At 30.0% G+C, this 14,216-nt stretch carries 14 protein-coding genes; 1 reads left to right on the top strand and 13 read right to left on the bottom strand.

Translation table 11 applies throughout. From position 1 onward, the window contains the following. The first annotated feature begins 190 nt into the window (after window positions 1-190). Window positions 191-1,855, top strand: coding sequence for a glutamine--tRNA ligase/YqeY domain fusion protein (locus TEGL_RS09560; protein WP_018591030.1), 1,665 nt, complete (start codon window positions 191-193; stop codon window positions 1,853-1,855). Window positions 1,856-2,290: 435 nt separating this feature from the next. Here TEGL_RS09560 and TEGL_RS09555 read toward each other — a convergent pair whose 3' ends face one another. The 13 genes from TEGL_RS09555 to TEGL_RS09495 all read right to left on the bottom strand — a co-directional run bounded on the left by TEGL_RS09555 (window position 2,291) and on the right by TEGL_RS09495 (window position 14,184). Then, window positions 2,291-3,175, bottom strand: a complete 885-nt coding sequence (locus TEGL_RS09555; RefSeq protein ID WP_018591031.1) for a YegS/Rv2252/BmrU family lipid kinase — start codon at window positions 3,173-3,175, stop codon at window positions 2,291-2,293. Between the two features lie 11 nt (window positions 3,176-3,186). Continuing rightward, a complete protein-coding gene (locus TEGL_RS09550) occupies window positions 3,187-3,828 on the bottom strand; it encodes a lactate utilization protein (RefSeq protein WP_018591032.1) in 642 nt (213 codons plus the stop codon). Between the two features lie 136 nt (window positions 3,829-3,964). Next, window positions 3,965-4,165: a hypothetical protein gene (locus TEGL_RS09545; RefSeq protein ID WP_018591033.1), complete on the bottom strand. Its 201-nt coding sequence runs from the start codon at window positions 4,163-4,165 to the stop codon at window positions 3,965-3,967. Window positions 4,166-4,297: 132 nt separating this feature from the next. Further along, window positions 4,298-5,215, bottom strand: a complete 918-nt coding sequence (locus TEGL_RS09540) for an N-acetylmuramoyl-L-alanine amidase (protein ID WP_018591034.1) — start codon at window positions 5,213-5,215, stop codon at window positions 4,298-4,300. Between the two features lie 149 nt (window positions 5,216-5,364). Further along, entirely contained in the window at window positions 5,365-6,357 is a 993-nt protein-coding gene (locus tag TEGL_RS09535) for an ABC transporter substrate-binding protein (RefSeq protein WP_018591035.1), read from the bottom strand. Window positions 6,358-6,598: 241 nt separating this feature from the next. Then, on the bottom strand, window positions 6,599-6,907 hold the full coding sequence (locus TEGL_RS09530; RefSeq protein WP_018591036.1) for a DUF4387 domain-containing protein: 309 nt from the start codon (window positions 6,905-6,907) through the stop codon (window positions 6,599-6,601). An 18-nt stretch (window positions 6,908-6,925) separates the two neighbouring features. Further along, window positions 6,926-8,287: an acyclic terpene utilization AtuA family protein gene (locus TEGL_RS09525; RefSeq protein ID WP_018591037.1), complete on the bottom strand. Its 1,362-nt coding sequence runs from the start codon at window positions 8,285-8,287 to the stop codon at window positions 6,926-6,928. 16 nt (window positions 8,288-8,303) lie between these two features. Beyond that, complete coding sequence (locus tag TEGL_RS09520) at window positions 8,304-9,551, bottom strand: methylaspartate ammonia-lyase (RefSeq protein WP_018591038.1); 1,248 nt, start codon at window positions 9,549-9,551, stop codon at window positions 8,304-8,306. Between the two features lie 32 nt (window positions 9,552-9,583). Beyond that, entirely contained in the window at window positions 9,584-11,041 is a 1,458-nt protein-coding gene (locus TEGL_RS09515) for a methylaspartate mutase subunit E (RefSeq protein WP_018591039.1), read from the bottom strand. Further along, a complete protein-coding gene (gene glmL / locus TEGL_RS09510; RefSeq protein WP_018591040.1) occupies window positions 11,028-12,410 on the bottom strand; it encodes a methylaspartate mutase accessory protein GlmL in 1,383 nt (460 codons plus the stop codon). Before glmL ends, TEGL_RS09515 begins: the two co-directional genes overlap by 14 nt. Continuing rightward, on the bottom strand, window positions 12,388-12,828 hold the full coding sequence (glmS, locus tag TEGL_RS09505) for a methylaspartate mutase subunit S (RefSeq protein WP_018591041.1): 441 nt from the start codon (window positions 12,826-12,828) through the stop codon (window positions 12,388-12,390). The genes glmL and glmS overlap by 23 nt, the downstream gene beginning before the upstream one ends. 13 nt (window positions 12,829-12,841) lie before the next feature. Further along, complete coding sequence (locus TEGL_RS09500) at window positions 12,842-13,687, bottom strand: alanine-tRNA synthetase second additional domain-containing protein (protein WP_338460423.1); 846 nt, start codon at window positions 13,685-13,687, stop codon at window positions 12,842-12,844. 287 nt (window positions 13,688-13,974) lie between these two features. After that, window positions 13,975-14,184: a cold-shock protein gene (locus tag TEGL_RS09495; protein ID WP_018591043.1), complete on the bottom strand. Its 210-nt coding sequence runs from the start codon at window positions 14,182-14,184 to the stop codon at window positions 13,975-13,977. Window positions 14,185-14,216: the final 32 nt, after the last annotated feature.

Here is a 14,216-nt window from a genome sequence, read left to right as displayed (position 1 = left end):
TATAATTTTTTTTATATAATCTTAATAAAAATATTGATTTTGTTTAATAATGTTAAATATAATAGTTATTAGCTACCAAAATATATAAATATACTTTATTTTTTTTCCATATTGAATTAAAATTAATAATATGATTATGATAGAACTTATTACATATTAAAATTAATAAAATGAATAGAGAGGTAAAAATATGTCAAACGAAACAATTTCAAATAATTTTATAAAAAACATAATAGTTGACGATTTAGAATCAGGAAAACACGATCATATAATAACTCGTTTCCCGCCAGAGCCAAATGGATATTTACATATTGGACATGCTAAAAGTATTTGCTTAAACTTTGGATTAGCTAATGAATTAAAGGGAACAGTTAATATGAGATTTGATGATACAAATCCACTAAAAGAAGATGATGAATATGTTAATTCAATAAAAGAAGACGTAATGTGGTTAGGATTTAATTGGAATAACTTATACTTTGCATCTGATTATTTTGATGAAATGTATAAAAGAGCTATTATCTTAATAAAAAAAGGTAAAGCATACGTGGACGATTTATCTGCTGATGAAATAAGAGAGACTCGTGGGACTTTAACTGAGCCAGGTTTTGATAGTCCATATAGGAATAGATCTATAGAAGAAAACTTAGATTTATTTGAAAGAATGAAAAATGGTGAATTTGAAAATGGTAAAAAAGTTTTAAGAGCTAAGATAGATATGTCTTCTCCTAATATAAACTTTAGAGATCCTGTTATATACAGAATTTCTCATGCATCTCATCACAACACTGGAGATAAATGGTGCATATACCCTATGTACTCATTTGCTCACCCACTAGAAGATGCTATAGAAGGAATAACTCACTCTATATGTACTCTAGAATTTGAAGATCAAAGACCTTTATACGACTGGGTTGTTAGAGAATGTGAAATGGAAAATATTCCAAGACAAATTGAATTTGCTAGACTTAACTTAACAAATACAGTAATGAGTAAAAGAAAATTAAAATTACTAGTTGATGAAGGAATTGCTGATGGATGGGATGATCCTCGTCTTCCTACTATATCAGGTGTAAGAAGAAGAGGATATACTCCAGAATGTATACGTAACTTCTGCGCTGAAATAGGTGTATCAAAAGCTGATTCTAAAGTTGATAGTAGATTATTTGATCACTTCTTAAGAGAAGACTTACAACCAAAGGCTCAACTTGCTATGGGAATATTAAATCCTTTAAAATTAGTTATAACAAACTATCCTGAAGATCAAAGTGAAATGATAGAACTTGAAAATATAGCTAAAAATGAAGAAGCTGGTACAAGAGAAGTTCCATTTAGTAGAGAAGTTTACATAGAGAGAGATGACTTTATGGAAGAACCTATACCAAAATACAGAAGATTCTTCCCAGGAAATGAAGTTAGATTAAAAGGTGCTTACTTCGTAAAATGTACAGACGTTATAAAAGACGAAAATGGTAATGTGGTAGAAATCCACGGAACTTATGACCCAGAAACTAAATCTGGTTCAGGATTTACTGGTCGTAAGGTTAAGGGTACAGTTCATTGGGTAGATGCTAAAACTGCTGTTCCTGCTGAATTTAGATTATTTGAGCCACTAATATTAGATGATGCTCCAGAAAATGAAGGTAAACACTTCTTAGACCAAATAAATCCTAATTCACTTACAGTATTACAAGGTTTTGTAGAACCAACTGCAATAAAGGATGCTAAACCATTAGACAAATTCCAATTTGTTAGAAATGGTTTCTTCTCAGTAGATACTAAGTATACTACTCCAGAGAAACTTGTATTCAATAGAATAGTTCCTCTTAAAAGTTCTTTTAAGCCAGGAAAATAATTAAATATAATAAAAAAGACTATGATTTTCATAGTCTTTTTTATTTAGTATAGAATATTACATAGATTTTAAAGACAAAAGAAAAAGCACTATTTTGGGGATTATAGTCTCCAAATCAGTGCTTTTTCCAGGACAAAAGTTTTCACTTAGCCCTTACCTCAATTGTTTCATCAAACATAGTTTGCAAACTAGTCACTGTTTCAATCCCTGGGTTTTGAATCATAACTATCTGCACGATAGTAGCTGAGGAATCTAGTATCTTCATTATATTTGATGGATATTAAAAAATATCAAATATACTTAAACTCCCAAGGAAATCACAAACACACATATTTATGATTAGATTAAGTTGGATTGACCTTCATCAATCTCTACATATATATTAACCTTTTTTTTGATGATTATGCATTTTGTCAAAATAACTTTATTTAAATTTTAATAACCCAATAATTGTATTCCATCTTTAATACACTCAATCTCTAAAGGAAAATCTGGGCCTTTTTCTCCGTCAATATCAGTAATCAAGTCATCTTTGCAATCTATTTTTAATTTATTTGTTTTAAAATATAATATTTCATCTTTATTATATCCTTCAAGATGCTCACCTTTTAAGATACTTCTAAGTAATGGTAAAATATTAGGAAACATAACATTCTTAACTATAATTACATCTAATAACCCATCGTCTACCTTAGCTTTATATGCAAGATTAATATTTCCAGCAGTTTTTCCATTAAAAATTAACATTAAGTACATGTCTCCATCATACTCTACTTCCTTTGATTTCACTTCAATACTAAACTTTCTCATATATAATGCTTCTTCAATACCTTTTAAGTAGTATGAAACTTTTCCGATGGAGTTTTTAAAATCTGGATTAATTTTTTGAGATACATCTGTAAACATTCCTGCACTTGCCACATTAATAAAATATTTATCATTAATTTTTCCAATATCAATTTTTTTAGGTCTTGTATTAACAATTCTTTCAATTGCATCCTTTACGTCAAAAGGAAGATTTACGGCTTTTGCAAAATCATTGGCAGTACCACATGGTAAAATTCCTATAGGAATATTTATATTTAAAGCTTTTATAGCATTTAAAATTAAATCTACTGTTCCATCCCCACCTGAAATCAATATGTGGTCATAATTAAATTCTATGTCAAAAAAAGCATCGTTTACTGATCTGTTTTTGCAAAGTCTAAAAGGTACTACAACATAGCCGTAATGTTGATATACTTCTATTATCTTATCAAGTTCATGAGAAATTCTTCGTTCTCCTGAATTTGGGTTATAAATAAACTTAACTTTTTTCATATTCCCTCCAGTTAAAATCCTAATATATCATTTACAAATATGACATACATTCTATTTTTAGTTCTTTGTCTTTTTATAACTGTATATTCACAACATATCCTATCATCACTTTTACAGTCCATACAATATCCTACTTTTGCACAAGGAGTAGCAGTATTTAATCTTTTTGCATTTGCAGGACCACTTAAATTTTTATTACGATTTACAGCTTCATCTATGCTTTTTACTATTTTATTCACCCCAACTACTAGTATAACTTTATCTGGCCCATATAGCATGGCAGCCACTCTATTTCCATTTCCGTCTACATTGAAAATTTCTCCTTCTTCTGTAATAGCATTTGTAGATGAAAAATATGTATCAGCATAAAAAGATTTTCTATATATTTCTTTCATATCAGCAGGTGTAAGGTTTTCTTCATATCTATCTAAAAAGTTATATCTTCCACTTCTAAGCAAATCTATTACTTTAGTTTCAAAAAGAGTCATAGAGCCCCCAACAGATACCATTTCACCTTCCTTTGCAATATCTTTAATAATATTTATAAGTTCTTCATTACTTTTTGCATAATAGCCTTTAATATTATTTTTTTGTAAATTATTTATAGTTTTTTCTATTTTTTTTTCATTTACCCATTGCACATTTTCATTCATATCAAACAATCTCCCTATTCTTATTTTCATTATTATTCTAGCACAAATCATTATACTAACATAAGACAATCTAAAAATACTTTATTGAAGTCAACAAAGTATTTATTTAATAACTTATATATTATTTATATTTATTTTACTTAAATGTAAATCCTTTTTTTTGTGGAAATGAGTATTTTTTACTATATTCATTTTTATAGTCATCATTAATTGGCACATAGTCATCTAACATTAGAATATCATCATTGTTCCACTCATAATTACTAAAGCTATCCTCATAATTATTAGTCAAATAAGCATGTTTTTTTTGATTTAAATCAATCATTTTATTATTCATCTCATCACCTCAGATTTATTATATTGTAATTATTTTCCCCAATACCCAGGTAAATTATTTAATAACAATTAATATATTCCTTATCATACTTAAATAAGCATTTATCCTTAAATAAATGCTTATCATAAATAATTACTTTACAATACTTTCCACATATTTTGAATCTGCAGAAATAAAGTATCCTGATTTTAGCTTATACATATAACTATTTCCTGCTTTAATTTTTTTTACTACTGTAAATATTTCATTTTTTTTCACAGTTCCACTAATTGCATTTTTTTCCCAGGATGCTGAGTTTCTTATGTTTAATTCTTTTACCTTAACTTTTATATACTTTACAGATGTATAATATTCTTCATTATTTTTTTCATCTTCATTTTTATCTTCATTTTCTTCATTATTTGGATCAATATATTTTACTCCGAAAGTTTTGCATATTCCTTTACAGGTTCCTTCTGCATCTAATTTTTGAAATGTAGGATCTAACATTTTCACAGCTTCAGTCATATTATCCATAAATCCTGATTCAGTAAGAATTGCAGGCATTTTTGTGTTTCTTAATACATACAAACTAAATCCAGAAATATCTGTATCTTTTCCAACTCCAAAATTTTTACAATTATAATCTTTATGAAGTTTCCAAAGCTCTTCATGCACATTTTTAGCCAATTCTTTTGACTTGCTTGAGGAATTGTAATGTATTATTGTTACTGGACCTTTCACCTTACTCTGCCATTTCTCTCCCACTGCATTATAATGTTTGCTAACGTAAGCATCTGCACCAGCTGAGTTGGCTCTAATAACTCTAGTTTTCAAAGGTACATCACTATCTCCTGGTGCAACTAACAATACATCAAATCCACATCTTTTTAAAGCTTTTTCCAAATATTTAACAACAGCTCTATTAAACTCATTTTCTTTAATAACTTCACCTTTTTTTCTTATTAACTTTCCATCTATATACAAATCATTTTTTAGTGGTGGAGTTCTCTTTCCTGGTGTTTCCATGCCATGACCATCATCTAGGGCAATAAGATATTTTTTACCCATATTAACACCTCCTATATTAATATATTGTTTTTTATATTTTTTGACACAATATCCCATATAATTTGGCTTCAATCCACTCACTCAAATTAATAGATTGGAAGTAATAAAAAATTCCTTACTAAAATATTAGCAAGGAATTTAAAATCTATTTATTTTTGTGTATAATATATATTTTCATCTGGAACTTTTCCACCTAACACCTTAGGATTAAAAGAGGATAAACTATTGTAATAATTAGTATAGTCATCTTTACAATCATCAATAGATATAAACTTCAGATTAGTTCTATCGATAGCTTTTACTAATAAAGCTGCCTTTATATTTACTCCAAACTTAATAGCCAATTCTCCTGCCTCTTTAGGATTCTCATTTGTATATTTTATATTTTCATCTAATGTTTTTATGAAATTTGATACAAACTCAGGATTTTCTTTTGCAAAAGATGATTTAACAATTAAAGTTGACTGTGGGTATCCATTTTCATTTTTAAATACATCTTTCCAAGTATCATTTACACCACATATAACCTTTAAATCAGGATTTTTTGTAAGTAATCCACTAAGTGCTGGTTCTGGTACTATACCTGTTGACAATTTATTTGTTGCTAATAATGATACTAAATCACTAGCTTCATTAGAATAATTAAATTTAATAGCTGATGAATCAACTTTTTGTTCCTTTAATAATGCTTGAACTGTTATATCTGGAGTCAATCCTTTACCTATATTTCCTACTTCTTTTCCCTCTAATGATGAGTTTAATCCACTTACATCTTTATCACTACTTACTAGATAAAAAGATCCCATACCTACTGTTCCAGCAATTTGATAATTCGATGTTTTATTGTAAGCAATTGAAGCCATATTTGATGGTACTATGGCAATATCTAAAGCTTCCTTCATTACATCAGTGGATAAAGCATCAGAAGTTGCTTCAAGAGTGTATTTAACTTTGTAGCCTTCTTTTACTTCCGGATTTTCCTGTGACAATTTTGCAATTGCTATAGCTGGTAGCCCATCTGGTGCTCCCACATTTACTGTAACTGGTGCTTTGCTTTCTTGCTCATTATTCTTAGAACTACACCCTACAGCAAGACTTAAGGTAATTAATAATGACATAAGTACTGCAAAAATTTTTTTCATAAATTTACCCCCAATAATATTTATTCAGCTGATAAATATTGACATTTTTAGATGCCTCTTCATAAGAAAACACTTAAGAAATTAGAGATATTTAACACTAATCCCTTTCCCCTTAGACCATGTCTTTAGAGTCAGCTTATATGTAAATATTAGCATATATGTATAAGATTATCAATTTGTATCTTTAATACAAAAATAAAGACAATTACTTATAATATATAAATAATTGTCTTTATTTTAATTAAAATTCTATACTTAGAAGTGGTGCATGTTGTTGAGCACCATAAACATCAGTTTCGCCTAGGTCACCTGATGCAATAGGTCTTTTTATTGTTATTTTTATTGCATTAGCTGGCTTAAATTCTATAATATTAATAATATCTTCTTTGTTTATTTTGTATAATTCACAAATTAACTTTTCGTTAATTATTTTACTGCTACATACGTTTTCATAATCTTCCAAGGTTTTAAACATTATATCCATAGTTAATTCATATGGCCCAGAATTTTTACTACGAATAATATTTGTAATATCAACTAACTTTGTCATTAATCATCATCTCCATTTTTATAATTCTTCATAGTCTATAGTAAATAAATCCCCTCCATTATCAACTTCCATCAAATGATAAACACTAAAATTGTATACTTTTCCTGCATGAAAATCACTTGGAGAGTATGGAAAAGCTAAATTTCCAGCTGTGGCTTTTCTGTTTTCGTATCCAAAATGAAGCATAGATGAACGAGCAAATGCACATATCGTATCTGCTTTTTTTTGATCTTTAGCTACCGCTTCAATTACCACTCCTATTTCATGAGATTTTTCTGTAGAAGGATTAGGCTCAATATTCCCCATTACACCATTTTTACCATATATAGAAATATTAAGATAGTACTCCCACTGCTTTGATTTAAAATTATCTTCAACTCTGTCTTTGACACCTTCAATTATTTCATCAATTTTTTCAATCATAATAGGGTCTCTCGCTCCTGCAATAGATACAGTTCTGTAGCCTATTAATTTAGCTCCTTCTAATTTCACCGTATATTTGAGTGACTCAATAAATTTGCTACCTGATACTTTAACAATATTTTCACTATCTTGAATAAACCTACACTCTGTTAGATCTAAATGTCCTCCAGGACCAGGTAAAATATATGGATTTGTTTTTTCATATAACGTATGAGCTGCCACAGAAACTGTAGTACACTTCCTTCTAGGATTAAGTGGCTCTAGTCTAAAATAATCTTCTCCTAAATATCCAAACATACAATCTGAACCACTTCCTGGTGTGGCACATATGGCAGCACACTCTAAAATTTTGCCAAGATGAAGAGCAAGACCTTTATCATAACCTGCTTTAATAGCTGGAGCAGCAAAAACAGATGGGTCATAAGTTCGGCCAGCTAATATTGTATCAGCACCTTCATTTAATGCTTCTATAAAAGGTTCAACTCCCATTTGACCTACTATTCTTGTGGTTTGTTCTATATCTACTTCACTTAGTTGAGGTACTGGCCCAATTGGTGAAATTTTGCCAATATTTAGTGCTTCTTTTACCTTATCTTTAGAAATTTCTGAATGTATTAGAGCTAGTTTAAAATTATAGTTATTTTCTTTTGCTATTTCATAAATTATTTCTTTGCACCAATTTAAATGAATTTCTCCTCCGCTACCTCCTGCTGTACCAATAATAACAGGAATTTCATTACTTAATCCACTTTTAATCATTATCTCCAAATCTCTTTTTACAGCATCTCTATCAGTAAATGATTCTCCTGCTCCAAGATAATAAGGACCTGGATCTGTGGAACCTGCATCTACAGCAATAACATTAGGTTTTCTTTTCATTCCTTCTATAAATGATTCTTCTGGAAAACCATATCCAAGTATAGCTGTAGAAGATAGTATTTTAAATTCTTCTTTCATCTTATTACCCATCCCCTTAATAATTTATTACTTTACTTAGCGCTAAAATTCTTTGCATTTCATTGTAAACAATCATGTAACCTTCATCAACACCCATACCTGGTTTTGCCAAAATTTGATCCGGTCCACTTGCCATTGCAATATGAGCACAAATTTTAGCAGAGTTATCCGTTTCATTACATGTTCCACCTTGATAAGCTCCTATATTTTTTTCTTTACAATATAAAACAGCCTCAACTATATTATTTATACCTCCCAAATCTGGAGTTTTAATCTGAATAATATGACCTGCTTTATTATCAGCAAAATATTTAATATCTTCCAGTGTATTACACCATTCATCAGCTACAATTTCCACATTAATATTTCTTTCATCTATTAATTTTCTAATTTCTCTTAATGCCAACATTTGCTTTTCTCTGTCTTCCACATCTACAGGACCTTCTATACGAAGTTTAAATGGTTTAGCTATATGACATAATTTTTCCATATAACTTACTATTTTTTCGTAATTATCATTACCAAATGCAACACCTAAAGTTCCGTACACATCTATATGAATAATAGGATTATAAGAATTATCATCTCTTAAATTTATTATCCTATCTCTAAGCCAAGCCACATATTCTTCTAATTTTTCTCCATTATAACCTAACTTTTCACTTACATTATTAATTAAGGCATGTGGAAGAACTTGTGCTCCTTTTATAATCATTTTATCAGCATTTTCATAGCGATTATCTCCGCTTTGTGTGAATATTGGCACAATTTTGTCTAAAACTTGAGTATTATATTCTTTTGCAATAACTTGACACATTAACATATTATTTGATTTTGCCACTGTATCAAGTAGTGCTTGTGTCACTCCATATCTAATAGCTGTATGAAGCTTTTTATTATCAACCATTATATTCTCTATTAAATCACAAAGCTCTTTAAAACTTGTTATTTCTCTTCCTATTAATTTTGGTGTTACTTCTTTTTCTATAATTGGAATAAAATCTTTAGCTAAAAAAAGAGGGTCACGTCCTCCTGCACCACTGTATTGTACTGCTGCACAATCGCCAAGGGCAATTTGATTATCTTCCAAAATTATCATTACAGATATGGATTCTCCACTTTGTCTTACTCTAGTAAACCCTTCTGTGACAGGCCTTCCCATATAAGTTGAACCATCACTAATTGCACCATTTTTTATTGCACGTTGATCATCAAAGTAAAAACCCGTACGACCTGCTGAGCAAACTACATTTTTTATTTTCATTGAAATATCCCCCTTGTTTTACTTTTGTAAAATTATTTATTTCTAGGACGACCAATAAGCGTTCCTTTACTTATGGCATAAACATCATCTATTACCATTTGGAAAGATTTTTCTCTATTTTCAAACTTAGCACGTTCTTCTATTTTATTATTATTAAAGTCTAGTATTTCAGGTGTAAATGGTAACTTTCCAGGATTAAGAATTCTAATAGCTCCATGATTATCTCTTGCTGGTAACAATTTACCTAAAGTATGAATAGACGGCGCAAAAGGAATATCTAAAATACCACTTTTAAAAGCTCTAATAGTACCTACTGCGATGTCATTTTCACCTATTTCAAAACATTTATCTATTATACAGCGAGTTTCTCTTTTTATAATTTCTTTTTCAATATCAACTTCATCTGTCTTAAATTCTTGATCTTTTAACATTGCTAAAATTTGTTTTGTGCAAAGCAATCCCTGTGCATTGGCTTCCATTGTTGGTACGCCTAGCGCTTCATGTGGAGTTTTTACAATAACTTTAGTTGCTTTAGAAAGAGAAGCTAGAGTACTTCCTAAAGAAATTACACTAAATGCTTTTGCTTCATCTTGAGGAAAACTTCCCATCCATTGGTGAAGTACCGTTGTTACAATAACATCATCATGTCCTGATTTTATTAAGTATTCATTAGTAAGCTCTTCTAATGCCCTAATCGCTGCAATATCTTGAATAAAGTTTCCACATTGTCCATATCCTACAGAAATATTTTTTACACCTTGCTTTGCAGCTAGTAAACTTTCTATAATTGCAACTGAGTGAGATATACATGGAGGTACCAATGTTCCAGTTAAAGGTCCATAAGGTTCACGATTTATTGATATACCTTCTTCTTCATATAAACCTGTCAATCTATCAACATATTGCCAGTCTCTAATAGTTTTTTCTAAAGATACGTTTTTAGCATAAGGTATATTGTAAGAGATACCTCCACCTTCATAACTAGTAAATCCTCCAGCATAGGTTATTTCACTTAAAAGTCTAGCATCCGGTGTTCCATGTCTTACTTGTACAGGTGTGTCTAAGGCATTTATAATTCTACGGCAACTTTCTACTCCATGATTAACAGCCGGAAAACCATTTAACATGGATTTATTATTTTTAATTGACTCAACGATTCCTTTTTGTGCATCTTCATAACAATTTTGTCTTGTATAGCTATCTATGGTCGTAGGTAGTAAATCTGCTTGACCTACATTTTGCAAATAAGTTAATAGTTTGATTTGATCATCTACTAAAGCCACACCAGCTCTTGGTTGTATTAATGTTATTCCTTCTTCTTTTGCTTTTACAAGTTTAACTGAGAAAATCTTATTTTTAGGAAGAGATTTATGAAATTCAAACGATTCGTCTAAGTTAACTTCTTTTCCTGTTGGCCATAAGGAAAGAACTTCTTCTCTAATACGATTAAATTCCTCCTTAGAAATCTTTTTATTTCTAATTTCCACCATATTTTAACTCCTTTTTCATAATTCGAATTGCAATCTTTGGATATGATTTTGATAGTAGACCCATTGCTTGTAAGATATATTTTTTATCTACTAAAATTTCAGCTTTTTTAGGTTTCATAGATTCCTGACTTTTTTCATTAAAACATACATATTCTGAGATACTTTCTAAACAAGGTAAGTTTATTAATGCACCTCCAGTTAAAATAACTTTTTCTACGTGAGTTAAATCCTTACCTTTTTGTAAATATGCTATTCCATTTGATGTGTATATTTTTTCTCTTTTACCACAATGTCTAGTTATTGCTATTTCAACTGCTTTTGCAGCAAGTGCAAAATCTAGATCTTCAACACTCTTTTCAATTGGCAATGTTTGTGGATTAAGTTTAATATACTCAATTATTTCTCTTACTCTTTCTTCACTTAGATTAGATATTTGGGCAATTTCTTCAACTCCCACTTCATCAATAATTCCTCCAACACTATATCTCATTCCAATATCGCCTTCTACTGTTCTTTTTATAAAGGGTTCTTCCATTCCTTTATAAATAACATTTGACTCCTTTGGACTTCCATCTGAAGCAGAATATACATCAGTAGTTGCCCCCCCTAGGTCAATAGCAATAAGTTCTCCTATCCCTTTTTCATCTTCGTAGCCAATTGATAAAAGTTCAATACCACTCATTACAGCTGATGGCGTTGGCATTATTATTTCTGATATTAATTCACTTACTTTAGTAATACCTTTTGCATTTATAATTTTTTGTAAAAATATTTCTCTTATTTTATTTTGAGCTGGTATTATATTTAATTCACCAAATACAGGCATTACATTTTCCACAATATATGTTTCTTTATTATTCAATATACTTTTACACTTATGACTTACTTCTTTATTACCTGCTATTATTATGGGGAAATCTATATTACACTTTGATAACATTTTGGCATTATGCAATATACATCTTTTATCTCCACCATTAGTTCCTCCTGCAAGTAAAAATATTTCTGGTTTATTTTTTTCTATTTCTGCCATATCTTCTTCATTCATTTCAAAGGAGTATACCTTTATAACCTTTGCTCCAGCACCTAAACAAGCTTCTTTTGCTGCAGTAGCCGTAACACCAGGAACTAAACCACTAGCTATCATTTTTAACCCTCCTGCTGCTGAAGAGCAGGCCAAATACTGACTATACTCTAACTTTCCTGTTCGCTTCTCTAAAGACTCTATGGCTTTATTAAGTCCTTCATTTATGTCTGTTCTTATAGTTGTAAAACTAGACTCAGTTCCAATAATAACTTCTTTTTCAACATCAACAGCAGTTATCTTTGTATAGGTACTACCAAAATCAATTAGTAAAACTACTTGCATTTTCTTCACCAAGTTTCAAATCTTGCTTTAAACAAGCTATTGTAATATCCGGGTCTGTTCCTGGTGGAAATACTCTATCAAAGCCCATTTGTTTAAATCTTTTTTCAACTTCCTCAAAAGGTTGTTTGCCTACTACTATATTTCCTCCTACATATAGTAGTATATTTCTTAGTCCCCATTCTTCACATCTTTCTCTCAAGCCTCTGCAATCGATTTCCCCGTGACCATATAAAGAAGAAACTAAAATGACATCTGCATTAGATTCTATAGCTGCTTCCACATATTCTTCTTGAGAAACCATCACTCCAAGATTAATCACATTAAATCCTGCTTCCACAAAGCAATGATATAGAATTTTATTACCTATTGCATGCACATCAGCTCCTATAACACCAATAACTAATGTTTTCTTCTCCATATCAACTCTCCTTTTAAATTTTATTTAAATCCTTGTAACTTTGATCCATACTATCTCCTACAAGACCTACTAACATATATACTTTCTTTGTGGAATCATAGTAAAATTTTGACAATAATTTAAAGTTTTCAATTTTAGCTGTGCTTTCTACATGTATTCTTGGGCCACTACAAGGATGTATATATTCACCTATTTTCACATGTTTCTCATCATAATATTGAATTGGTATATCTTTTTCTATCATTTTATTAACTTCTTCCTCTAAAATTTTAATATCAAAATTTGGCTTAGAGTGAAATAATATTAAAAATCCATTTAAGACATCACCATGTTCACAATTAAAGCTAATATCCTCAGGTAAAAAATGTTCAACTAAATCTTCTGCTGAATGAGCCATTTTTCTTATACTTATGGAATGGAACACTCTCTTTGCAATATCCCCAGGTTCTGGTCCAAAAATAGTAGGTCTTGTAACAATAATCTCACCACCAACGCCAATTAATAAGTCTGCATTTTTATTCATTAAAGGATAAATAAGTTCGAAGTGTTCTACTATGACTCTTTTTCCATATTCAATGGCTTTATTTATTGCATTTACCAGTTCATACATTTGATAAAATGCTGATTCAAACCTTATGTCAATATGATAAGTATGAGGAGAAAAAAAACCTTCATCATCCACATCCATAATCGGCAAAGGTCTTACATTCAGCCCATCATCATCATTTGTTAGTTCAAGACCTGGGAACATCCCCCTAATTAGCATACTTTTTCCCGAACCTGGCTCTCCTATTACTCCTATAAGTCTATCTGTGGGAGTTAAATATTGTTGCGCTATTTTAATTCCAATTTCATACATTCTAACCCTACCCCTAGGGGCAAAAAAAACACTATAAAAATGATTTCTAACTACATAGTCAACTGGCATCTCAACCCACCCTTCTTATTTGTTTTTAATTCTTTAAATCTAATAAGGAAATTTATTTGCTTATATATAAATTATATGTTCATTAAATTTCAATAGTCAATGTTTTTCTTCCAAAATTATTTTGTTTTTGCAAGTTTTATTTCATAGCATTGTAATAACAATATATTAAGGTAAAATAAAAAATCATCTTGTATCTATCAAGATGATTTTTTTAATTATTAAACTTTTCTAACATTTATAGCAGAAGGTCCTCTATCTGCCTTCGCAATATCAAATGTAACACTTTCTCCTTCGTGTAAATCTTTATTATTTCCTTCTTCTTTTACATTTGAATAATGTACAAAAACATCTTCTCCATCTTCGCTACTAATAAAACCATATCCTTTTTCCACGTTAAACCACTTAACTGTACCTGAATAATTTGCCATTACATAAGTCTCCTTTTATAAATAATTACCTC

The organism is Terrisporobacter glycolicus ATCC 14880 = DSM 1288, assembly GCF_036812735.1.
In the GTDB taxonomy this organism is placed as follows: domain Bacteria; phylum Bacillota; class Clostridia; order Peptostreptococcales; family Peptostreptococcaceae; genus Terrisporobacter; species Terrisporobacter glycolicus.
This window is presented reverse-complemented; position numbering and strand designations above follow the sequence as displayed.

Coding starts and splice junctions, on each gene's coding strand:
- TEGL_RS09545 (WP_018591033.1), bottom strand. CDS start 4,165: ATGAATAATAAAATGATTGATTTAAATCAAAAAAAACATGCTTATTTG.
- TEGL_RS09535 (WP_018591035.1), bottom strand. CDS start 6,357: ATGAAAAAAATTTTTGCAGTACTTATGTCATTATTAATTACCTTAAGT.
- glmS (WP_018591041.1), bottom strand. CDS start 12,828: ATGGAGAAGAAAACATTAGTTATTGGTGTTATAGGAGCTGATGTGCAT.
- TEGL_RS09495 (WP_018591043.1), bottom strand. CDS start 14,184: ATGGCAAATTATTCAGGTACAGTTAAGTGGTTTAACGTGGAAAAAGGA.
- TEGL_RS09550 (WP_018591032.1), bottom strand. CDS start 3,828: ATGAATGAAAATGTGCAATGGGTAAATGAAAAAAAAATAGAAAAAACT.
- TEGL_RS09555 (WP_018591031.1), bottom strand. CDS start 3,175: ATGAAAAAAGTTAAGTTTATTTATAACCCAAATTCAGGAGAACGAAGA.
- TEGL_RS09500 (WP_338460423.1), bottom strand. CDS start 13,687: ATGTATGAAATTGGAATTAAAATAGCGCAACAATATTTAACTCCCACA.
- TEGL_RS09560 (WP_018591030.1), top strand. CDS start 191: ATGTCAAACGAAACAATTTCAAATAATTTTATAAAAAACATAATAGTT.
- TEGL_RS09520 (WP_018591038.1), bottom strand. CDS start 9,551: ATGAAAATAAAAAATGTAGTTTGCTCAGCAGGTCGTACGGGTTTTTAC.
- TEGL_RS09530 (WP_018591036.1), bottom strand. CDS start 6,907: ATGACAAAGTTAGTTGATATTACAAATATTATTCGTAGTAAAAATTCT.
- TEGL_RS09515 (WP_018591039.1), bottom strand. CDS start 11,041: ATGGTGGAAATTAGAAATAAAAAGATTTCTAAGGAGGAATTTAATCGT.
- glmL (WP_018591040.1), bottom strand. CDS start 12,410: ATGCAAGTAGTTTTACTAATTGATTTTGGTAGTACCTATACAAAGATA.
- TEGL_RS09540 (WP_018591034.1), bottom strand. CDS start 5,215: ATGGGTAAAAAATATCTTATTGCCCTAGATGATGGTCATGGCATGGAA.
- TEGL_RS09525 (WP_018591037.1), bottom strand. CDS start 8,287: ATGAAAGAAGAATTTAAAATACTATCTTCTACAGCTATACTTGGATAT.